This is a genomic window from Nonomuraea sp. NPDC001636 (assembly GCF_040298265.1).
Taxonomy (GTDB): domain Bacteria; phylum Actinomycetota; class Actinomycetes; order Streptosporangiales; family Streptosporangiaceae; genus Nonomuraea.
Map to the genome: position 1 here is coordinate 12843 of NZ_JBEOZT010000013.1, position 20234 is coordinate 33076.

At 74.0% G+C, this 20234-nt stretch carries 20 protein-coding genes; 15 read left to right on the top strand and 5 right to left on the bottom strand.

Translation table 11 applies throughout. The features are described 5' to 3' along the window. The first annotated feature begins 6 nt into the window (after positions 1-6). From ABT158_RS23970 to ABT158_RS23995, 6 genes are all read left to right on the top strand, one after another. Positions 7-1350: a SagB family peptide dehydrogenase gene (locus ABT158_RS23970; protein WP_352356815.1), complete on the top strand. Its 1344-nt coding sequence runs from the start codon at positions 7-9 to the stop codon at positions 1348-1350. Positions 1351-1404: 54 nt separating this feature from the next. Continuing rightward, a complete protein-coding gene (locus ABT158_RS23975; protein WP_352356817.1) occupies positions 1405-2217 on the top strand; it encodes an HlyD family efflux transporter periplasmic adaptor subunit in 813 nt (270 codons plus the stop codon). Positions 2218-2259: 42 nt separating this feature from the next. After that, positions 2260-4584 (top strand): NHLP family bacteriocin export ABC transporter peptidase/permease/ATPase subunit, encoded by a 2325-nt coding sequence (locus ABT158_RS23980; RefSeq protein ID WP_352356819.1) that lies wholly within the window; start codon positions 2260-2262, stop codon positions 4582-4584. A 31-nt stretch (positions 4585-4615) separates the two neighbouring features. Next, positions 4616-7543: an NHLP bacteriocin export ABC transporter permease/ATPase subunit gene (locus tag ABT158_RS23985; RefSeq protein WP_352356821.1), complete on the top strand. Its 2928-nt coding sequence runs from the start codon at positions 4616-4618 to the stop codon at positions 7541-7543. 19 nt (positions 7544-7562) lie between these two features. Continuing rightward, a complete protein-coding gene (locus ABT158_RS23990; protein ID WP_352356823.1) occupies positions 7563-7760 on the top strand; it encodes a hypothetical protein in 198 nt (65 codons plus the stop codon). 69 nt (positions 7761-7829) lie between these two features. Beyond that, complete coding sequence (locus tag ABT158_RS23995) at positions 7830-8174, top strand: YciI family protein (protein ID WP_352356825.1); 345 nt, start codon at positions 7830-7832, stop codon at positions 8172-8174. 22 nt (positions 8175-8196) lie between these two features. On the opposite strand, the gene ABT158_RS24000 is transcribed toward ABT158_RS23995, so the two are convergent. Genes ABT158_RS24000 through ABT158_RS24010 form a run of 3 tightly spaced genes read right to left on the bottom strand, consistent with a single transcriptional unit; the run spans position 8197 to position 10516 of the window. Continuing rightward, positions 8197-8382, bottom strand: a complete 186-nt coding sequence (locus tag ABT158_RS24000) for a hypothetical protein (protein WP_189646391.1) — start codon at positions 8380-8382, stop codon at positions 8197-8199. After that, on the bottom strand, positions 8379-9227 hold the full coding sequence (locus ABT158_RS24005; RefSeq protein ID WP_352356827.1) for a class I SAM-dependent methyltransferase: 849 nt from the start codon (positions 9225-9227) through the stop codon (positions 8379-8381). The genes ABT158_RS24000 and ABT158_RS24005 overlap by 4 nt, the downstream gene beginning before the upstream one ends. A gap of 32 nt (positions 9228-9259) precedes the next feature. After that, positions 9260-10516, bottom strand: coding sequence for a cytochrome P450 (locus ABT158_RS24010; protein ID WP_352356829.1), 1257 nt, complete (start codon positions 10514-10516; stop codon positions 9260-9262). Positions 10517-10822: 306 nt separating this feature from the next. Between ABT158_RS24010 and ABT158_RS24015 the strand changes: the two genes are divergently transcribed. Genes ABT158_RS24015 through ABT158_RS24025 form a run of 3 tightly spaced genes read left to right on the top strand, consistent with a single transcriptional unit; the run spans position 10823 to position 13045 of the window. Further along, a complete protein-coding gene (locus ABT158_RS24015; protein WP_352356831.1) occupies positions 10823-11194 on the top strand; it encodes a hypothetical protein in 372 nt (123 codons plus the stop codon). Between the two features lie 40 nt (positions 11195-11234). Then, positions 11235-12191, top strand: a complete 957-nt coding sequence (locus tag ABT158_RS24020; protein ID WP_352356833.1) for an ABC transporter ATP-binding protein — start codon at positions 11235-11237, stop codon at positions 12189-12191. Beyond that, entirely contained in the window at positions 12188-13045 is an 858-nt protein-coding gene (locus ABT158_RS24025; protein WP_352356835.1) for an ABC transporter permease, read from the top strand. The genes ABT158_RS24020 and ABT158_RS24025 overlap by 4 nt, the downstream gene beginning before the upstream one ends. Before the next feature lie 13 nt (positions 13046-13058). Here ABT158_RS24025 and ABT158_RS24030 read toward each other — a convergent pair whose 3' ends face one another. Further along, entirely contained in the window at positions 13059-14249 is a 1191-nt protein-coding gene (locus ABT158_RS24030) for a cytochrome P450 (RefSeq protein ID WP_352356837.1), read from the bottom strand. Positions 14250-14300: 51 nt separating this feature from the next. On the opposite strand from ABT158_RS24030, the gene ABT158_RS24035 reads away from it, so the two are divergent. From ABT158_RS24035 to ABT158_RS24050, 4 genes are read left to right on the top strand one after another with little or no spacing between them, the layout of a single operon-like run. Further along, on the top strand, positions 14301-15545 hold the full coding sequence (locus tag ABT158_RS24035) for a flavin monoamine oxidase family protein (RefSeq protein ID WP_352356839.1): 1245 nt from the start codon (positions 14301-14303) through the stop codon (positions 15543-15545). Beyond that, positions 15542-16465 (top strand): Rieske 2Fe-2S domain-containing protein, encoded by a 924-nt coding sequence (locus tag ABT158_RS24040; protein WP_352356841.1) that lies wholly within the window; start codon positions 15542-15544, stop codon positions 16463-16465. Before ABT158_RS24035 ends, ABT158_RS24040 begins: the two co-directional genes overlap by 4 nt. Next, positions 16462-17292 (top strand): alpha/beta fold hydrolase, encoded by an 831-nt coding sequence (locus tag ABT158_RS24045; RefSeq protein WP_352356843.1) that lies wholly within the window; start codon positions 16462-16464, stop codon positions 17290-17292. The genes ABT158_RS24040 and ABT158_RS24045 overlap by 4 nt, the downstream gene beginning before the upstream one ends. Next, the gene (locus ABT158_RS24050) at positions 17270-17905 is read left to right on the top strand and encodes a VOC family protein (protein WP_352356845.1); all 636 of its coding nucleotides are present in this window, start codon (positions 17270-17272) and stop codon (positions 17903-17905) included. Before ABT158_RS24045 ends, ABT158_RS24050 begins: the two co-directional genes overlap by 23 nt. Here ABT158_RS24050 and ABT158_RS24055 read toward each other — a convergent pair. Beyond that, the gene (locus ABT158_RS24055; RefSeq protein ID WP_352329725.1) at positions 17888-18049 is read right to left on the bottom strand and encodes a hypothetical protein; all 162 of its coding nucleotides are present in this window, start codon (positions 18047-18049) and stop codon (positions 17888-17890) included. The genes ABT158_RS24050 and ABT158_RS24055 overlap by 18 nt on opposite strands. 163 nt (positions 18050-18212) lie before the next feature. Between ABT158_RS24055 and ABT158_RS24060 the strand changes: the two genes are divergently transcribed. Then, positions 18213-19586: an NAD(P)/FAD-dependent oxidoreductase gene (locus tag ABT158_RS24060; protein ID WP_352356847.1), complete on the top strand. Its 1374-nt coding sequence runs from the start codon at positions 18213-18215 to the stop codon at positions 19584-19586. Continuing rightward, positions 19586-20134, top strand: a complete 549-nt coding sequence (locus ABT158_RS24065; RefSeq protein ID WP_352356849.1) for a hypothetical protein — start codon at positions 19586-19588, stop codon at positions 20132-20134. The genes ABT158_RS24060 and ABT158_RS24065 overlap by 1 nt, the downstream gene beginning before the upstream one ends. Positions 20135-20234: the final 100 nt, after the last annotated feature.

Genomic DNA, 20234 nt, shown 5'->3' on the forward strand with positions numbered 1-20234 from the left:
CGGGCCATGGACGAGACCAAGCTGCGGCTGCGGCGGGACGCGGAGCTGACCGAGGCGGACGGGCAGGTGCGCATCTCCGCGCCGGCCGGCTCGCTCGGCCTGCGCGGGCTCGACGCCGGGACGACGGCCGCCCTGCGGATCCTGGCCGGCGGCGACGCGGGCGAGACCGCGCTGGCGGCGACGGTGGGCGAGGCCGGGCTGCTGCGCTGGAACCTGCTGGTACGCCGCCTGTCCAGAGCCGGCCTGCTGGAGTACGCCGCGGCGGGGGCCCGGCTGCGCCCGGTCGGCGCCGGGAGCGTGGAGCCCGCGCCAGCGCCGGCGGCGGACACGCCGATCAGGCTGTCGCGCTTCGCCGTCGTCACCGCCGGGGAGGGCGTGCTGACCGTGCGCTCGCCGCGCAGCCCGGCGGTGGTCGAGCTGTCGCCGGCCGCCTGCGGGCTGCTCGGCGCGCTGGCGTCCTGGACCACCCCGGCGGAACTGGCCCGGATTCCCGCGCCGGGGCAGGTGCTGCGGTTCCTGGCGGCGGCGGGCGTGCTGGCCACCGGCCCCGAGGACGACGACCTGCGCCAGGCCCAGTGGCACCCGCGCGACCTGTGGCTGCACGCCCACAGCCGCGGCCCCCGCTGGACCGGCCGCTACGGCGGCACGTACGCCTTCACCTCCCGCTTCGAGCCGGTGCCCGCCGATCCCCCGCCGTTCACCGGCGAGCGGATCGAGCTGCCCCGCCCCGACCTGGAGCTGCTGGCCAAGACCGACCCCAGCCTGACCGACACGCTGGAACGCCGCCGCTCCCTGCGCGAGCACGACCCGGCCGCGCCCATCACGCTGGCCCAGCTCGGCGAGCTGCTCTACCGGACGATGCGGCGGCGGGCCGTGTTCACCTCGCCGGACGGCCAGGAGCTGGCCGACCGGCCCTACCCCTCCGGCGGCTCGGTGCACGAGCTGGAGGTCTATCCGCTGATCGTGTCCTGCCAGGGCGCCGAGCCGGGGCTGTGGCACTACGACACCGCCGGGCACGCCCTGGAACTGGTCTCGCCGCCCACGCCCGCCGTGCGGGCGCTGGTCGAGCGGGCCAGATCGGCGGCCCAGCTCACCGGCGACCCGCAGGTGGTGCTGACCGTCACCGCCCGCTTCGGCCGGGTGATGTGGAAGTACGAGACGATCGGCTACTCGCTGGTCCTCAAGCACGTGGGCGTGCTCTACCAGACGCTCTACCTGGCCGGCACGGCCATGGACCTGGCCGTGTGCGCGCTGGGCGGCGGGGACGCCGCCGACTTCGCGCTGGCCAGCGGCCTCGACTACCTGACCGAGGGCAGCGTCGGCGAGCTGATCGTCGGCAGCCGGCGGTGATGGGCCCATGACGGCACGACGGCGGCCGGGCGGCCGCTTCCAGGGGACGGCGTGATGAAGTTCCGGTTCAAGGCGTTGCAGCGCATGCGGGAGCCCGACGAGCTGGACTCGCCGACGCTGCTGGCCTCCCCGCGCGGGTGGATCGCCACGTTCGTGGTGCTGATCATCGTGGTGGCCGCGGGGGTGTGGTTCTTCGCCGGGCGGCTGCCGGTCACGGTGCCCGCGGTGGGGCTGCTGACCCATCCCGGCGGCACGGCGCGGCTGCAGAGCCCGTACGGCGGGACGGTGCGCTCGATGCTCGTCCAGCCGGCCGAGGCGGTGCGGGAGGGGCAGGCGGTGGCGGTCATCGCCGCCGACGGCGGGTCGGAGCAGGTGGTGCGCAGCCCGTTCGGCGGGCGGGTGGTCGCCGGTTCCGCCGTGCCCGGACACGTGGTCAGGGAGGGCGAGGAGCTGCTGCTCGTCGAGCGTACGGACGCGCCGGGCGACCGGCTGGTGGCGATGTTGTTCGTGCCGGTCGACCGGGCGATGGGCGTGGTGCCCGGCAAACCGGTCGATCTGGCGGTCTCCTCGGCGCCGCCCGGCGCGTACGGGCTGCTGCGCGGCCGGGTCGCGTCGGTCAGCGCCTACCCCGTCATGACCGAGCAGGCCGCCGACCTGGTGGGCGGCGCGGACCCGGCGCGCGGCTACCTGCGGAACACGCCGTCCAGGCTGGTGATCGTGGACCTGGTGCGCGACGCCGGCACGCCGTCCGGCTACGCCTGGTCGACCAAACAGGGGCCGCCGGTGGGCCTGCAGTCGCAGGTCTCGGTCAGCGGCGCGATCGGGCTGGGCAGCCAGACGCTGTTCGACCTGCTGCTCGGGCGCTGAGGTGGGCCGCGTGAACGCCCCCGCCGCCCGGCCGAAGGAGGGATGCGTGACCACGACCAGCGCCCCCGGGAGGGACGTGTGACCACCACCGGCGTCCCCGAGCAGGGGCATGCGGACCAGGCCCCCGGGCAGCCCGCCGCGCCCGCTCCCCCGGCGGCCCCCGTACGGCGGCGGCGACGGTGGAGGTGGCGGCGGCGCACGCCGACGGTGATCCAGATGGAGGCCGTGGAGTGCGGGGCCGCCTCGCTGGCGATGATCCTCGGCTACCACGGCAAGTTCGTGCCGCTGGAGGAGCTCCGCTCGGCCTGCGGCGTCTCCCGCGACGGCGCCAAGGCCTCCAGCGTGGTGGCCGCCGCCCGCCGCTACGGGCTGATCGCCAGGGGCTTCCAGATGGAGGCCGAGGACCTGCGCTCGCTGGCCGAGCCGGCCATCGTGTTCTGGGCGTTCCAGCACTTCATGGTCCTGGAGGGGGTGCGCAGCCGGTTCGGCAGGAAGGCCGTCGCGGTCAACGACCCGGCGGGCGGCCCCCGGATGATCGACTGGGACGACTTCGACTCCGGCTTCACCGGCGTGGTCCTGACGTTCGAGCCGGGGCCGGACTTCCGGCCCGGCGGCCGGCCCACCCGGGTCGGGCAGGCCCTGCTGGCGCGGCGGATGCCGTCGGGCCGCGCGCTCCCGCTGGTGCTGCTGGCCAGCCTGCTGCTGGTCGTGCCGGGCATCATCGGGCCGGCGTTCAGCCGGGTGTTCATCGACCGGATCCTGACCGGGCGCGACCCGGGCTACCTGATGCCGCTGCTGTTCGCGATGGGGGTCACCGCGGTCGTGGTGTTCGTGCTGACCTCGGTGCAGCGGCACTACCTGCTGCGGCTGGAGATCCGGCTCGGCCTGGTCAGCTCGGCCCGGTTCTTCCGCCATCTGCTGCGGCTGCCGGTGGAGTTCTTCCTCCAGCGCCGTCCGGCCGAGGTGGCCAAGCGGGTGCAGGCCAACGACGGCGTGGCCGAGATCCTGTCCCGGGACCTGGCCGTCACGCTGGTGAACCTCGTCCTGGTGCTGTTCTACGCGGCCGTGCTCATCCGCTACGACGTGCTGCTCGGGCTGGTCGGGGTGTCGATGGCGCTGCTGAACATCCTGGTCCTGCGCCAGGTGTCGCGGGCACGGACGGACGCGGTGGCGGCGCTGCGCGCCGACCTGGGGAACCTGACCTCCACCACGTTCAACACGCTGCAGCTCGTGGAGACCGTCAAGGCGACGGGCGCCGAGCCGACGGCGTTCCAGCGCTGGGCCGGGTTCCTGGCCAAGGCGGTCACCGCCAAGCAGCGGCTGGGCGTGGCCACGGCGACGCTGACCGTCGTGCCGCCGCTGCTGGCCGGGATCAACAGCGGGCTGATCCTGCTGATCGGCGGCCTGCGGGTGGTGGACGGGGTGATCAGCGTCGGCATGCTGGTGGCGTTCCAGACGCTGCTCAACGCCCTGTCCAGGCCGGTCACCCAGCTCACCAACCTGGGCGGCCAGCTGCAGGACATCTCGGCCGACATCTGCCGCCTGTACGACGTCGAGAAGTACCCGATGGCCAGGACGTTCGAGCGGGCTGCCGCCGGCGGGGAGCAGGCCGACCCGGGCGGGCGCCTGGACGGGCGGCTGGAGTTCGCCGACGTGACCTTCGGCTACAACGCGCTCGCCGCCCCCGTCATCAGGGACCTGTCGTTCACCGTGGTGCCGGGCCGCCGGGTGGCGATCGTCGGCAACTCCGGCAGCGGCAAGTCCACCGCCGGCAAGCTGGCCGCCGGCCTGTACGCGCCGACCTCCGGCCAGGTGCTGCTGGACGACCGGCCGCGCGACGACCTGCCGCGGGCCGTCGTGGCCTCCTCCGTCGCCTACGTGGACCAGGACATCACCCTGTTCGAGGGCACCGTGCGCGACAACCTGACGTTGTGGAGCGACGACGTGCCCGACGAGGTGGCGGTCTCGGCGCTGCGCGACGCGGCGCTGTTCGACCTGATCGCGGCCCGGCCCGGCGGCCTCAACAGCCGGGTGCTGGAGGGCGGCAGGAACCTCAGCGGCGGCCAGCGGCAGCGGCTGGAGCTGGCGCGCGCCCTGTCGATCCAGCCCACGCTGCTGATCCTGGACGAGGCGACCAGCGCCCTGGACCCGGAGACCGAGCGGACCATCGCCGACAACCTGCGCCGGCGCGGCTGCGGCTGTCTGATCATCGCGCACCGGCTGTCCACCGTGCGCGACGCCGACGAGATCATCGTGCTCGACCGCGGCGAGGTGGTCGAACGCGGCAGGCACGCCGAGCTGCTGGCGCTCGACGGCCACTACGCCGAGCTGCTCAGGAGCTTGCGCAAGAACGGCGACGGCGGATGACGACACGGCAGACGACACGGAGGATGACGCAGTGCTGAAGGTGGCCGGTTTCTCCCCGTTCTTCACCGACGCCGCCACGCCGGTGGACTACTCGGCGGAGAACCTGTTCGTGTTGTCGGGCGTGCGCGAGGTGCTGCTGGTGGAGGAGGGCGCGGTCGACCTGTTCGCGGTGCGGCTGGAGGGCGGCCGTCCGGTCGGCCGGTGGCACTACCTGTGCCGGGTCCGGCAGGGCACGCTGCTGCCGGGCTCGCCCAAGGGGCCCAGGCACGGCATCGTGGGCCGTCCGGTGCTCGGCACCCGGGTGTCGCGTCTGCCGCTGGCCAGGCTGGGCGAGCTGTCGGGCACCAACCGGTCGGCGACGATGTCCACCGCCGAGTACGGGCTGGCCGTCCGGCAGTTCGTCCGCGGGCTGGAGGCGGGGATGATCGCGCTGGCCACCGCGCTGCGCGACGCGCTGCCGCCGCGCGAGTTCGTCCCGCTGCTGCCCGACGCGGTGACCGAGCTGCCCGCCGGGCGCGCCGCCCGGTCGGTGGACGGCGTGCGGTGGATGACCGTCGAGGCGGGCGCGGTCGAGATGCCCGACGGGGTGGCGGGCGTGCTGACCGCGGGCGCCGAGCTGGCGGTGACCGAGCGGGACTGGCTGGTCGCCGACGCGCCCGCCCGGCTGCGCGCCCGTTCGACCTGGCAGTTGCTGGCCGACGAGACGATCTGGGCTCGCTGGGTCGAGCACGCCATCCGTTTCCTCTACACCGTGGACCGCCGGGTCGAGCGGCGGCGGGCGCAGGAGCTGGAGGCGTTGCGGCGGCGCAAGGAACGCGAGGCCGGCACGACCCGGGCGGCCCGGCGTGGCTTCGACACGCTGGTCCGCGACACCGAGGCCAAGGTGCGCCTGGCCGACGTCACCGCCGACCCGCCGGCGCTGGCCGCGGCCAGGCTGGTGGCCTCGCACGGCGGGTTCACCGTGACCGCGCCGCCGCCCGGCCAGGCCAGGGGGGCCGATCCGCTGCAGGCCGTCGCGCTGGCCTCCGGGGTGCGCACGCGCTCGGTCCGGCTGGACGACGGCTGGTGGAAACACGACATCGGGCCCATGGTGGGCTACCGGTCCGACGACGGGACGCCGGTGGCCCTGCTGCCGATCGGCTCGCGGTACGTGGTGGCCCAGCCGGGCCACAGCCGGGTCACGCCGATCACCAAGGCGGTGGCCGCCACGCTGAGCGGCAAGGCCGAGGTGCTGTACCAGCCGCTGCCGCGCGAGGTGCGGACCGTGGCCGGGCTGCTGCGCTTCGGCCTGGCCCGCAACGGCCGCGACCTGTGGGTGCTGGCCTCCCTGGGCACGCTGGTGGCGGTCATCGGCCTGCTGGTGCCCGCGATGACCGGGCTGGTGCTGGGGACGTTCGTGCAGCGGGCCGAGCGCGACCTCATCGTGCAGGGCGCGGCGCTGGTGATCGGCGGCGCGCTGGTGGCGGGGGCGCTGTCGATCGTGCAGAACGTCGCGGCCCTGCGCATCGAGGGCCGTTCGTCGGCCCGGGTGCAGGCGGGCGCGTGGACCCGGCTGCTGTCGCTGCCCGTCACGTTCTTCGGCCGGTACTCCACCGGCGAGCTGGGCACGACCGTGCTGGGCGTGAGCGCGGCGCAGGAGACGCTGTCGGGCGTGATGACGACGGCGACGCTCGGGCTGTTCGGCGGGCTGGCCAACCTGGCGCTGGTGTACGTCTACGACGTCGGCCTGGCGCTGCTGGCGACCCTGCTGGTGCTGGCCGGCGTGCTGGTGTGCGCGGTCGCCGGCTTCTTCGAGGTGCGCCTGCAACGCCGCCTGTACGAGCAGGAGCAGCGGCTGTCCTCGCGGGTGTTCCAGCTGCTGTCGGCGGTGCCCAAGCTGCGCGTGGCGGCCGCGGAGGACCAGGCGTTCGGCGTGTGGACGCGCGACTTCATGGCCACCAGGACCACCTCGGCCGCGGCCCGGCGGCTGCAGAACGTGGTGACCACCTTCAACGCCGGGTTCCCGCTGGTCTGCTCGGTCGTGATCTTCGCCGTGGCCGCCGGGCCGCTGCGCGGGCAGCTCCCGATCAGCGCGTTCCTGGCCTTCTTCGCCGCGTTCAGCCTGCTCATCGCCTCGGTGCTGCAGTTCACCGGGGCGGCCATCACGGCCATGGGCGTCGTGCCGATGCTGGAGAAGCTGGCGCCGGTGCTGGAGGCCGAGCCGGAGGACCACGCGGGCAAGGCCGACCCCGGCGACCTGTCGGGCCGCGTCAGCCTGTCGCGGGTGTCCTTCCGCTACGGCGAGGACGGCCCCGCGGTGCTCACCGACATCGATTTGTCGATCGAGCCCGGCGAGTTCGTCGCGATCGTGGGCCCGACCGGCAGCGGGAAGTCCACCATCCTGCGCCTGCTGCTCGGCTTCGAGCAGCCCGGCGTCGGCTCGGTCCTGTACGACGGCCAGGACCTGGGCGAGCTGGACCTCGGCGCGGTGCGCCGGCAGTGCGGCGTGGTGCTGCAGAACGGCGCGCTGCTGGCCGGCGACATCAGGCAGAACATCGTCGGCAGCACGAACCACACCATCGACGACGCCTGGGAGGCGGCGGCGATGGCCGGCATCGCCGACGACATCACGGCCATGCCGATGGGCATGCACACCGTCCTGTCGGAGGGCACGAACACGCTCTCCGGCGGCCAGCGGCAGCGCATCATGATCGCCAGGGCGCTGGTCTCGCGGCCCCGCATCGTCTTCTTCGACGAGGCGACCAGCGCCCTGGACAACCCCGCCCAGAACGTCATCGCCGAGAGCACCCGGCGGCTCAACGCCACACGCGTGGTCATCGCCCACCGGCTGTCCACCGTCCGGGACGCCGACAAGATCCTGGTGCTCGACGGCGGGCGCATCGTCCAGCAGGGCACCTACGACGAGCTGCTCGCCGAGGAGCAGGGGCTGTTCGCGCGGCTGGCGCGGCGGCAGATGTGAGCGCACGGGAGGAGCCGTCATGGAGTTCGCGCTGCTGATCCACGGGCCGGAACGGGCCTGGGCCGAGCTGTCCGGACGGGACCGCGCCACGCTGTTCGCCGCCTACCTCGACCTGCCGTCGGAGGAGGCGGCGCTGGAGTGGGCCGGGCGCCTGCCGGCCGGGCCGGGCGACCGGGTCGGGTTACGGCGCTGCGACCGTGGAAGGATGTCACGATAGTGCCAACCGGGGCTCTGCCCGCGCCCCCCCACGCCTTTGGGGCAGAACCCACAGGGAGGTAGACGACTCATGGACTTCGTGCTGCTGATCCACGGCGACGAGATGCTCTGGGACGCCTTCAGCGAGAGCGAGCGGGAGCGGATGGCCGAGGCGCACCGCCAGTTCGGCCGGGCGATGGCGATGGCGGGGGTCAAGGTCAAGTACGGCGCGGGGCTGACCAGGTCCAGGGAGGGCAAGCTGGTCAGGCCCGACGGGCCCGCCGTCGACGGGCCGTACGCGGTCGGGCGGGAGCAGATCGGCGGCATCTGGGTGATCGAGGTCCAGTCGGCCGAGGAGGCCGAGTCGTGGGCGCGCAAGATGCCCTACGCGCCCGGCGACATCGTCGAGGTGCGCCCCTGCGACCCGGCCTCCTGACGGGCCGGGCCCCGGGCCGTCCTCAGTAGCGGGCTCTGCGGCTGAGCAGCACGCCCACGGCCAGGAACAGCAGGCCGGCGGCGCCGTACACGATGGCCAGCGAGGTCGCGGGCGGCTTCTCGCTGGCGTTCACGACGGCCAGCCCGAGGCCCACGATCGCGCTGATGTAGCTGAAGATCGCGATGAAGATCTTCCAGAACGGACTCATGACGTGCTTCCTTCCGATGGGTGCTGAGCCGGTCCGTACGGTGCGGTCCCGGCGACGACGAAGCCGAGCAGCATGACCCAGGCGTCCGGGTCGGCCAGGAAGCGCCGCCAGCGGTCGGCGGCCAGGGCCAGCCCCGCCATCGGCAGCGCGCCCGAGGCGACGAGCGGCGCCAGGCGTTCGGGCCCCAGGTGCGGGGCGAAGGCCGCGGTGGGGTGGGTGTCGTTGGTGGTGGCGAACGGGCGCAGCACCACGTCGGCGAACCCGCCGCGGCGCAGCAGCCGGGTGAGCTTCCTGCCGATCTGCCGGTCTCCTCCGGCGCCGCGCTGGGCCTGCGCCATGGTGGCGTGCACGGAGGCCAGCTCCGGGTACATCGGGTCGGCCAGCCCCCACAACATGCTGTCCACCTCGACGACCACGATCCGGCCGCCGGGACGCAGCACGCGCAGCGCCTCGGCCAGCATCGGCGCCGGATCGCCCACGTGCTGCAGTACGTACCGCAGCAGTACGCCGCCCACGCTGCCGGTACGCAACGGCAGCCGGGCGCCGTCGGCGGTGACCAGCGGCGCGCCGCAGCCGCCCGCGTTGCGCAGCAGGGCGGCGTCCACGTCGAGCGCGATGACCGGCAGCCCCGGCTCGGCGGCGCGCAGCCTGCGGGTGACCGCGCCGGACCCGGCGCCGAGCTCCAGCAGCGGGCCCTGGCCGGTCAGGCCGAGGTCGCGCATGATGCGCAGCTCCTCCTCGAAGGAGAGCGCCGCCTGGGCCTCCAGCCGGGCCAGCTCGCCCGCCACGCCTCCCCAGGTGGTGTTGGCGGCGTCGTAGGAGCCGGTGGCGGCCTGAGCACTCACCTGAGCACTCGCCTGAGCACTCACCGGGGCACTCACCGGGGCCTCGGGGTCATCATCAGGCCGTGCCGGGGCCGCAGCGTGACCAGCGCCTCGGGCTCGACGGGGAAGCCCGGCACCAGCTCCATGCGCAGCCCGCGCAGGATCACCGCGAGCACGAGCGTGGCCTCCGCCAGCGCGAAGTGCCGCCCGACGCAGATGCGCGGGCCGCCGCCGAAGGGCAGATACTGGTGGCTGAGCAGCCCGGCGGCCCGGCCGGGGTCGAACCGCTCCGGCCGGTACGCATCAGGCTGCTCCCAGTACCGCGGATCCCGGTGCAGCACCCACGGGCTGACGCACACCAGCGACCCGGCCGGCACGTCGTAGCCGTCCAGCACGTCGTCGGCCGTCCCGCGGCGTGAGATCAGCCAGACCGGCGGGTAGAGCCGCATGGCCTCCTGGACGGCCTGCCGGCAGCGCCGCAGCCCCGGCAGGTCGGCGGCCGTGGGCGAGCGGCCGGCCAGCACCTCGTCGATCTCGGCGTGCACCGCCCCGGCCGCCTCCGGGTTGCGGTCGAGCAGGTAGAGCGTCCAGGTCAGCGACTTGGCGGTGGTCTCGTGCCCGGCCATGACGATGGTCAGCACCTGGTCGCGCAGGTCGGCGTCGGACATCGCGTGCCCCTCGGCCAGCATCGCGCCGAGCAGGTCGTCGCCCGCGCCGCCGGCCCGGCGGGCGGCGATGATGAGCCTGGTGACCCGGTCGAGGAAGGCCCGCGCGCGCAGGAAGCCGGCGTGCCGGGCGGCCGTGCCGGCCGGGTCGGGGTCGTCGCTGGGCACGTAGTGGCCGATGAAGCGGTTGACCGCGTCCACGGCGCGGCCGAAGCCCTCGCCCGCGACGCCGATGTCGGTGCCCAGCATGGCCTTCACGATCACGGTGAGGGTGAGCGAGGTCAGGTCGTGGTCGACGCGTACGGGCCGGCCGCCGGCCCAGTGCGTCACCAGGTTCTCGGCCGCCTCCACGATGACCCGGTCGAACCGGGCCACCTCGGCGGGCCGGAACGCGGGCGCGCACATCCGGCGCTGGGCCGCCCACTCGGCGCCGTCGCTGGTCAGCAGGCCGTTGCCGAGCAGGGGGCGGAGCATGTCGTCGTCCGGCGTGCGCTCCTTGGTGTAGGCGGCGCCGTTCTCCTTCAGCACGTGCCTGGCCAGGTCGGGGCGGTTGAGCATGTAGACCGGCTCGCCGTCGGCGTCGTGGCGGGTGACGTCGCCGAGGGCCGCCATGGCGGTGACGAACTCCAGCGGAGCGTCGCGCATGGCCCTCAGGCTCTGGGTTCCGGCGGGTCCCGGCGGCACCCGGGGGGATACGTACGTCCCGGACATGGGTTCTCCCGATGGCTTACGCAGACGAATATTCTCGATACGCATTTCCGGCCATCGAATACGTATATCGCTTCGTATTGTTCCGGTCGGCGTATTTGCAGAGTACCTTTTAAGCAGAGGGCTCTCAATACTTAATCCGAGGCCCCGGAAATTAAGTCTAGGCACTGCGAATTCGGCTGTGTAAGACTCCGTTCCGAGACGGCGCACCGCGCCGAAGGGGAAAAGCTCCAGGAGGACGCAATGGCCCTGAACCCCAGAGAGCGGACCGAATTCGTCAACGCCTACACGCGAGTCCTGATCACCGCGTGGTCGAGCGAGGAATTCTCGGCGAAGCTGGACAGCAATCCCCGTGAGGCGCTGGCCGAGGCCGGCCTCGAGGTTCCCGCGGGCGCCCAGATCACCCTCGTGCGCAACGTTCCCGACGGCCACCACGACACGAACCTCGACGTGCAGGTCTCGCTGTGGGAGCGCGGGCTGGAGACGGGGACGTTCGAGTTCCACATCCCCGAGACGCCGCAGATCGACATGGCCGAGCTGAGCGAGGGCGACCTCGACTCGATCGCGGCCGGCGACGTCAACTGCTGCTGCTGCCCCTGCTGCTGCTGCACCTGACGCCGGGAGCCACGCACGCCAAGAGGAGGTAGAGGAGATCATGTCCGACGACCAGGCGAACCCCATCCACGTACGGGGGCTGCGCAAGCAGTACGGTCCCGCTCTCATCCTGCAGGGAGTGGACCTGGACGTTCGTCCCGGAGAGGTGTTCGCCTTACTCGGCCCCAACGGCGCGGGCAAGACGACCACGGTCGAGATCCTCGAAGGCGTGCGCAGGCGTTCGGGCGGCGACGTGCGAGTCCTCGGCCGTGACCCGGCCGAGGACGCCCCGCAGTGGCGGGCGCGGCTCGGCATCGTGCCGCAGACGACGGGCGCCTACGCGGACCTGACCGTCCGCGAGGTCGTCGAGCACTTCGCCGCCTTCTACCCCGCGCCGCTGCCCGCGGCGCAGGTGATCGACATGGTGGGCCTCGGCGCCAAGGAGCGCAAGCAGGCCCAGACGCTCTCGGGCGGCCAGCTGCGCCGCCTGGACGTGGCCGTCGGCGTCGTCGGCGACCCCGACCTGATCTTCCTCGACGAGCCGACCACCGGGCTGGACCCGGAGGCCCGGATGGAGGCGTGGGACCTGGTCCGCTTCTTCGTCGACCAGGGCAAGACGACCGTGCTGACCACCCACTACCTCGACGAGGTGGAGGCGCTGGCGCAGCGCGCGGCCGTGATCGTGGCCGGCCGGATCGTCGAGACCGGGCCGGTGAGCGAGCTGGGCGGACGGCGCGGCACGCCCGCCGCGGTGAGCTTCACCCTCACCCCCGAGCTGAGCGCGGCCGGCCTGCCGGACCTGCCCGCGGGCACCGCGCTCGACCCGTCCTGCACGCCCGGCGTGCCCGGCGGCACGCTCACGCTGCTCACCCACACGCCCACGCGGGCCCTGGCCGCGCTGCTGCCCTGGGCCGCCCGCGCGGGCGCCGACGAGCTGCCCGACCTGCGCGTCCACCGGCCCACGCTGGAGGACGTCTACCTCAAGCTGATCCGCGAGAACCAGGGGGCCCAGGCATGACCAGCTCGAACGCGATCGTGGCCGAGCAGGGCCGTCCCGCGCGCGCGCCGGGCGGCGGGTCGGGGCTGTGGCGGGCGTCGGCGGCCCGTTCGTCGGTGGAGCTGAAGTCGTTCTTCCGCAACCGGCAGTCGTTGTTCTTCACGCTGCTGCTGCCGATCGTGCTGCTGCTGGTGCTCGGCTCGATCTTCTCCGGCACGGTCCCCGGCACGCACACCGACTTCAAGCAGATGTTCGTGGCCGGGATCATCGCCTGCGGCATCATGAGCGTCAGCTTCAACGGCCTGGCCATCAACATCGCGATCGAGCGGGACAACGGCATGATCCGCCGCCTGGCCTCCTCGCCGATGCCGAAGACGGCGTACTTCGTCGGCAAGATCGTCCGGGTGGTGGTGACCGGGGTGCTGGAGGCGGCGATCCTGCTGGGCGTCGGCGTCGCGCTGTTCCGCCTGCCGCTGCCGCCGGACGCCGGACACTGGCTGACCTTCGCCTGGGTGCTGCTGCTCGGGGCGACGTCCTGCTCGCTGCTGGCGGTGGCCTTCAGCGCGATCATCCCGAACGCCCGCTCGGCCGCGGCGATCGTCACGCTGCCGTTCCTGGTGCTGCAGTTCATCTCCGGGGTGTTCTTCCCCTACAGCGAGCTGCCGGCCTGGATGCAGAGCCTGGCGGCGTTCTTCCCGCTGAAGTGGATGACGCAGGGCCTGCGCTCGGTGTTCCTGCCCGCCGACTTCGCGGTGGTGGAGCCCGCCGGCACGTGGGAGCTGGGCAGGACCGCCGCGGTGCTGGGCGGCTGGTGCCTGGCGGCGCTGCTGCTGAGCCTGCTGACCTTCCGCTGGCGCGGCGCCAACGTCCGCTGACCGGGGAAGGGGCTCAGATGGCGAGGGTGAAGCCGGTCAGCCTCCTGGGCACCAGGCCCGGCGCCCAGGCGGGCGGCTTCCCCGTGCGGCGCAGCCCGGGATACCGCTCCAGCAGCCCGCTCAGCAGCAGCCCGCCGGCCTGCCTGACCAGCGGCGCGCCCAGGCAGAGATGGGTGCCCGCGCCGAAGGCCAGATGGGGGTTGGGCAACCGGGTGACCAGCAGCTCGTCGGGCCGGTCGAACACCGCCGGATCGCGGTTGGCCGCCCCGACCAGGGCCAGCACCCGCGCCCCCGCCGGGATCACGCCGCCGTCCAGCGGGACCGCCTCGGTGGTCACCCGGGCGGTGAACGGGATCGGCGACTCCAGCCGCAGCAGCTCGTCGACGGCCGCCTCGGCCACCTGCGGGCCGCCGTCCCTGATCAGGCCGGCGGCCTCGTCGCGCGGCAGCAGCCAGTGGAGGGCGTTGCCCACCATCTCGGCCAGCGGCTTCCATCCGCCGACGACCGTGAGCGCGGCGATGCCGAGCATCTCGGCCCTGGTCAGCCGGTCGTCGGCGGCCAGCCGCCCGAACGGCGAGCCGCCCGGCCCGTTCCGGGCGGCCCCGGCGGCGGCGTCGGCGCGCTCGCCGAGGAAGCGGGTGAGCTCGCCCATCGCGGCCCGCCCGGCCGCGGCGGCCTGCGGCCCGGCCAGCGGGTCGAGGTTGACCGACACGCGGGCGGCCAGCCCGGCGAAGGCCGGTACGTCGGCGGCCGGCAGGCCGAACAGCCTGGCCAGCACGCCGGTGGCCAGCGGCTCGCCGAGGTCGGCGGTGGCCTCGATCTCCTCCCGGCCGGCCAGCCCGTCGAGCACCGCGCCGATCCCGGCCTCGATGTCGCCGGCGATGCCGCGGACCGCGGCCGGGCCCATCAGCAGCGCGCCGGGCGAGCGCAGGCGCTGGTGCTCGGGGGGATCGGTGGTCAGCATCGACGGCGGCAGCTCGTCGTCCCTGACCCGCTCCCGCTGCCCGAGCGCGGCCGAGAAGCGCGGGTCGCGCAGCGCGAGCGCGCAGTCGGCGTGCGCGGTCAGCAGCCACATGCGCGAGGTGACGTCGAAGTGCACGGGATCGTGTTCGCGCAGCCAGCGGTACGCCGGATACGGGTCGAGCCGCCCGCGAGGAGAGAACGGGTGCGCAAGGTGGCCGGGCAGCGTGCGGGGTGCCGTCATGGCGTCTCCTCGTGATCAGGCCGAGGACAAACTACTACAGAGGATGTGCCGGTGGCAGAGCTTGACGTCGTCGTGATCGGCGCCGGGGTGAGCGGGCTGGCGGCGGCCGCGCGCCTGGCCGCCGCCGGGCTGGCGGTCGCGGTGCTGGAGGCCAGGGAGCGGGTGGGCGGCCGGATCCGCACCCACCGGCCGACCCTGCTGGAGCTGGGCGCGCAGGTGATCCACGGCGACCGCAACCCGATCGGGGCGCTGCCCGGCCTGGAGGCGCCCGTGCCGGTGCCGCGGCGCGCGGCCCGGGTGCTGCTGCCCGGCGGGCCGCGCCCGCTGACCACGCTGCGGCCCACGCCGCCGCTGCTGGAGGAGCGGCTGACGTCGGGGGCGGCCCGGGAGCCGCTGCGCCGCCTGGCGGGCGCGAGCCCCTGGGACGTGCCGGTCGCGACGTGGCTCAAGGAGGAGACCGCGCAGTGCCCGCAGGCCCTGGAGCCGGCGGCGGAGTGGTTCAGGCAGAACTGGGCGGCCGAGCCGGAGGCGCTGAGCGCGCCCGCGCTGGCCGCGCTGCGCCGGGCCGACCGGTCGGGGCGGGGCGAGTTCGCGCTGCCCGGCGGCTTCGACCGGCTGCCCGCGCGGCTGGCCGAGGGGCTGCGGGTGCGGCTCGGCGACGCGGTCGTCCGCCTGTCCTGGACGCCCGGCCGGGTGCGGGCGCTGACCGCCGCGGGGCGCGTGGAGAGCGCCGCCGCCGCCGTGGTGACCGTGCCGCCGCCGGTGGTCGCCGAGGGGCGGCTCGTGCTGGACGACCTGCCGGTGCGCAAGCAGGCGGCGGCCTACGAGCTGCGGCCCGGCGACGCCTGGTGCGGGCTGGCCGCCTATCCCGTGGCCGCCCCCGAGTCCGTCGTGGTCTTCGACGCCGGCGGCCGGCTGGGGTTCGTCAGCACGACCGCCGGGCGGACCGAGGTGCTGGTGATGGCCAAGGGCCGGGCCGCCGCGGCGGCCCGGCGCGCGTGGGCCGAGCCGGGCGGCCTGGCCGCGCTGCTGGCCCGCGCCCTGCCGTGGACCAAGGGGCTGAAGCCGGAGGTGGTGGTGTCCGACTGGGGCGCCGACCCGTGGGCGGGCGGCGCGTACACCTACCCGGGCGTGGGGACGTTGTGGGCGTCCCCGGCCTGGGCCGAGCCGCTGGGCGGGACGGTCTTCTTCGCCGGGGAGGCCACCGTCGGCCTGTCCGGCCCGCCCATGGCGCACATGGCGATGGCCAGCGGGGAGCGCGCGGCCACAGAGGTGATTGGGGCGCTGGAGAGATGACGGCCGGTAACGGGGAGCTGCACGGCGGGTGGTTCCTGCTCGCCCTCGACGACGAGATCGGCCCGGGGCTCACCCCGCTGCGGCTGGGCCGCGTACGCCTGATGGCCGTGCGCGACGGCGAGCGGATCCGGGTGTTCGAGGCCACCTGCCCCCACCGGGGCGCCCATCTGGCCTACGGCGGCAAGCTGGACGGCGACTGCGTGATCTGCCCCTTCCACGGCAAGCGCGTCTCGCTGGGCGGGTCCGGCCGCCGCTGGTCGGTGGGCGAGCTGCGGACGCTGCGGGCCGGGGCGGCGCTGTTCGCCCGGCTGTCCGGCGACCCCGGCGACGACCGCGGCTTCGAGCAGGCGATCAAGCAGGCGGCCGAGGACCTGGTGATCGTGGCGGCGGTGCACCAGGCGGTGACGGTCCCGGCCGAGTACGTCGTCGAGAACGCCTTCGACGCCCAGCACTTCGGCACCGTGCACCTGGTGCCCTCGGTGCGCGGCATGCGGGTCAGCATGGGCGGGCACGACGAGCTGGTCATCGAGGGCGAGTTCCGGACCAAGGCGCCGCCGTGGGAGCGGGAGCGGCGGCTGGACTTCGCCTCCCGGTTCGTGGCCCGCGCCTACAGCCCCCATCTCGTGGTGACCGAGCTGGGCACGGAGTCGGCGCCGTACACGATCGTCACCGGCGCGGTGCCGGACGGGACGGGCTGCGTCGGACGGGTGGCCATCGGCGTGCGGCCGGACCAGCGGGACTCGCTGCCCGCGCTCGTGCACGGCGCCCGCTACGCCTTCGACCAGGACCGCGTCGTCTGGGACCACCTGGACACCGGCGCACCGCAGCGGCTGGACGCCGGCGACACGCCGGTCATCGCCTTCCGCCGCTTCTGCCAGGGCTTCGCCCCCGTCCCCGCCTCCGCCGGAGCGTGCTCATGAGCCTGTACGTGCGCTCGACCGGCGAGGGCCGGGCCGTGTTGTGGATCCACGGCTACACGATGGACGCCTCGGTGTGGGAGCCGCTGTGGAACCTGCTGCCCGGCTGGCGGCACGTCGGCGTGGACCTGCCGGGGCACGGGCGGTCCGGGCCGCTGCGGCCGGGCACGTCGCTACCCGCGCTGGCGGCCGAGCTGGCCGCGCTGGCCAGGGCGGAGTCGGCCACGCTGGTGGTGGCCGAGTCGATCGGCTCGATGATCGCGCTGCAGCTGGCCGTCGACCACCCCGGTGACGTGCGCGGGCTGGTCGTCGGCTCCCCGACCATCGCCGGCGCGCCTCCCGAGCCGGGCACCGCCGAGCGTTACCGGGCGCTGGCCGGGCTGGCCCGGATGGGCGCGGACGGCGAGCAGCTCGCCGACCTGTGGATGTCCTCCCCGCCGGACATCTTCCGCGGCACCGAGGACCATCCCGGGCTGCGGGCCGGGCTGCGGGCGATCGTGGCCCGGCACTCGTGGCGGGAGCTGCGCGACGGCGCGATGCACGGGCTGAGCAGGCACGTCCACACGGTGGCGGACCTGCGCGGCATCCGGGCGCGCACGCTGGTCGTCGTGGGCGACCGGGACATGCCGACGTTCCGGGCCGGCGCGGCGCTGCTGCGCGAGTCGGTCCCCCGGTGCCGTACGGTCACCGTCCCCGGGGCCGGGCACCTGTGCCTGATCGAGCGGCCCGGGGTCGTGGCGCCGATCGTCGCCGAGCACCTGCGGCTGTCGGCCCTGGAGGCGGACGAAGCGGAAGAGGAGGCCGGGCGTGCCGATTCACCAGCACTATGAGCCGGGCGAGCCGTGCTGGGTGGACTACGGGGCGCTCGACCCGGCCGGCGCGCGGGCCTTCTACGGGGAGCTGTTCGGCTGGACCTTCCGCGAGGAGGGCGGCTACTCCTTCGTCGAGCTGGGCGGCCGGGTCGTGGCCGGTTTCGGCCGGGTGCCGCCGGGCCTGCCCGCCTCCTGGAACACCTACCTGGCGGCCCCGGACGCGGACGCCGTGGCCGTACGGGTGAAGGAGCTGGGCGGCGGGGTCGTCTTCGGCCCGATGGCGGCCGGCGAGGACGGGCGCGTGCTGTTCGCGACCGACCCGGCGGGGGCGGCCGTCGGCTTCTGGGAGGGGCACCGGCCGGCCGGGATCGTGCTGGCCGGCGAGCCGGGCACGTGGTGCGCCCACGAGCTGTGGTCGGCCGGGGCCGGGTTCTACCGGGACCTGCTCGGCGTCGCGCCCGAGGTCCGCGAGGGGACGGGGGCGCGGCCGCAGTGGATGACGTTCTTCGCCACCGCCGACCGTGCCGCGACCGCCGCGACGGCGGCCCGGCTGGGCGCCACGACCGCCCCCGGGCATCCCCGGGCGACGATCGTGCGCGACCCGTGGGGGGCCCTATTCGCGCTGACGTGACCGGCCGGACAGCACGAAGAACAGGGCCACGAGGACGGCGCCGGCGATGACGACCACCGAGCCGACCGTCTTGCCGATCAGGAAGGCCACGACCACCGCGGCGGCGTAGACCAGGGGAACGACCAGCCGGAGGTTCAATCCCATGCGCGCTCCTTGAAGAAAGACGGAACGGAACTCAGACGCATCATCGAACAGGCCGGGCCGGCGGTCCAGAATAACGCCGGAATATACGTATCGGCCTACGTATTGGGCCCCGCACGCCGGGCCCGTCACTGCGTAATACGTATCGATTGTGGAAGGGCTCGCGATGACCAAGGTATTAGTGATCGGCGGCGGCCCGGCGGGCTCGATCGCCGCGACGCTGCTGGCCCGCAACGGAATGGACGTCCGGCTCCTGGAACGCGAACGTTTCCCGCGTTACCACATCGGCGAGTCCGTCTCGCCGTCCTGCCGGACGATCATCGACTACGCCGGGGCGCACGAGAAGATCGAGGAGCGCGGCTATCCCGTCAAGGAGGGCCTGCTGCTGCGCTGGGGCGCCGAGCGCGACTGGACGGTGAACTGGGCGGCCACCTTCGGCCCCGAGGTGCGCTCCTGGCAGGTGGACCGGGACGACTTCGACCAGGTGCTGCTGGACCACGCCGCCTCCCAGGGCGTCGAGGTGATCCAGCAGGCCAGGGTCAGGCGCGTGCTGTTCGAGGACGGCCGCGCCTGCGCCGCCGAGTGGGACCGCGGCCTGGAGCGCTTCGACCACGTGGTCGACGCCTCCGGACGCGCCGGGGTACTGTCGGCGCAGCACTTCCGTGACCGACGACCGCACGACGTCTTCAGGAACGTCGCCATCTGGGGCTACTACCAGGGCGGCGACCTCCTTCCCGGCACGCCGGGCGGCGGCATCAACGTGATCTCCTCACCGGAAGGGTGGTACTGGGTGATCCCGCTGCGCGGCGAGGTGTTCAGCGTCGGCTTCGTCACCCACCAGACGCGCTTCCTGGAGCGGCGTCCCCACTACCGGTCGCCGGAGGAGATGTTCCACGCGGTGGTGGCCGAGTCGCCGACCGTGGCGGGGCTGATCGGCAGGTTCACCGGCCCGGTGCGCGTCGAGCAGGACTTCTCGTACGTGGCCGGCTCCTTCTGCGGCCCCGGCTACCGCATCGCCGGCGACGCCGCCTGCTTCCTCGACCCGCTGCTGTCGACCGGCGTGCACCTGGCCATGTACAGCGCCCTGCTGGCCGCGGCCTCGATCACGGCCACCGAGCGCGGCGAGGTGAGCGAGCAGGAGGCCCAGGGCTTCTACGAGTCCCTGTACCGCAACGCCTACCAGCGGCTGCTGACCATGGTCTCCTCGGTCTACCGGCAGTACCGCGGCCGGGCCAGCTACTTCTGGCTGGCCCAGCACCTGGTCAGGGGCGGGAGGTCCGACCACGCGTTCGCCGCGATCACGGCCGGGCTGTCCGACCTGACCGACGCCACCACCGCCGGCGGCACCGCGCCGATGAGCGAGCTGGTCACCGCCGCCCACGACGCGGGGCTGCGCGCCCTGCGCAACGTCACGCCCGCCGGCAGCACCCTGGCCCCCATGCGCATGGACGCCAACGACCTGTACGACGCCGCCACCGGCCTCTACCTGACCGCTCACCCCCGGCTCGGCATCAGCCGCTCACTGACGAGGACGCCTTGATGAAGTCACTGGTCCGCCTGCTCCTGCCGCTCGCCCTGCTGGCGGCCCTGCTCTCCCCCGGCCCCGCGACGGCCGCCCGCACGTCCGCCGCGCCGGTCGGGCAGGCGGAGGCCATGCGGCGGCTGTCGTTCATGATCGGCACGTGGGCGGGGGCGGGCTGGACCGTCACGCCCTCCGGCGCCCGGCAGGAGTTCCTGCAGACCGAGCGGGTGCGCCGGCAGGCGGGCGACCTGGTGATCTCGGTCGAGGGCCAGGGCCGCGACAAGGCCGACCCGCGCACGATCGTGGACAGCGCCCTGGCGGTGATCAACTACTCCGAGGCGAGCGGCCAGTACCGCTGGGAGGCGTTCTCGCGCGGCTACGTCACCACGGTGGTGCCGGTGGTCGGCGACGACACCTTCGAGTGGAGCCTCCAGACGCCCGCCTACACCAGCCGCTACACGCTGACGTTCACCGGCACCACCTGGCACGAGATCGGCGAGACCACCGTGGACGGCGGCCAGACCTGGCACCAGAACTTCCAGATGGATCTCCGCCGGCTCTCCTGACCCCTGCGCGCACTTGTACAAATGTAACACTGCGCGAAAATTTGGTAGCAATGCGTGCATAGTCCCAGTTCAGCCGGGTACCGCGACTCCATTGGCTCCT

Excerpts from the sequence above, each read along its gene's own strand:
- ABT158_RS23970 (WP_352356815.1), top strand. The coding sequence starts at position 7 with ATGGACGAGACCAAGCTGCGGCTGCGGCGGGACGCGGAGCTGACCGAG.
- ABT158_RS23975 (WP_352356817.1), top strand. The coding sequence starts at position 1,405 with ATGAAGTTCCGGTTCAAGGCGTTGCAGCGCATGCGGGAGCCCGACGAG.
- ABT158_RS23980 (WP_352356819.1), top strand. The coding sequence starts at position 2,260 with ATGCGTGACCACGACCAGCGCCCCCGGGAGGGACGTGTGACCACCACC.
- ABT158_RS23990 (WP_352356823.1), top strand. The coding sequence starts at position 7,563 with ATGGAGTTCGCGCTGCTGATCCACGGGCCGGAACGGGCCTGGGCCGAG.
- ABT158_RS23995 (WP_352356825.1), top strand. The coding sequence starts at position 7,830 with ATGGACTTCGTGCTGCTGATCCACGGCGACGAGATGCTCTGGGACGCC.
- ABT158_RS24000 (WP_189646391.1), bottom strand. The coding sequence starts at position 8,382 with ATGAGTCCGTTCTGGAAGATCTTCATCGCGATCTTCAGCTACATCAGC.
- ABT158_RS24010 (WP_352356829.1), bottom strand. The coding sequence starts at position 10,516 with ATGCGCGACGCTCCGCTGGAGTTCGTCACCGCCATGGCGGCCCTCGGC.
- ABT158_RS24015 (WP_352356831.1), top strand. The coding sequence starts at position 10,823 with ATGGCCCTGAACCCCAGAGAGCGGACCGAATTCGTCAACGCCTACACG.
- ABT158_RS24020 (WP_352356833.1), top strand. The coding sequence starts at position 11,235 with ATGTCCGACGACCAGGCGAACCCCATCCACGTACGGGGGCTGCGCAAG.
- ABT158_RS24025 (WP_352356835.1), top strand. The coding sequence starts at position 12,188 with ATGACCAGCTCGAACGCGATCGTGGCCGAGCAGGGCCGTCCCGCGCGC.
- ABT158_RS24030 (WP_352356837.1), bottom strand. The coding sequence starts at position 14,249 with ATGACGGCACCCCGCACGCTGCCCGGCCACCTTGCGCACCCGTTCTCT.
- ABT158_RS24040 (WP_352356841.1), top strand. The coding sequence starts at position 15,542 with ATGACGGCCGGTAACGGGGAGCTGCACGGCGGGTGGTTCCTGCTCGCC.
- ABT158_RS24045 (WP_352356843.1), top strand. The coding sequence starts at position 16,462 with ATGAGCCTGTACGTGCGCTCGACCGGCGAGGGCCGGGCCGTGTTGTGG.
- ABT158_RS24055 (WP_352329725.1), bottom strand. The coding sequence starts at position 18,049 with ATGGGATTGAACCTCCGGCTGGTCGTTCCCCTGGTCTACGCCGCCGCG.
- ABT158_RS24060 (WP_352356847.1), top strand. The coding sequence starts at position 18,213 with ATGACCAAGGTATTAGTGATCGGCGGCGGCCCGGCGGGCTCGATCGCC.
- ABT158_RS24065 (WP_352356849.1), top strand. The coding sequence starts at position 19,586 with ATGAAGTCACTGGTCCGCCTGCTCCTGCCGCTCGCCCTGCTGGCGGCC.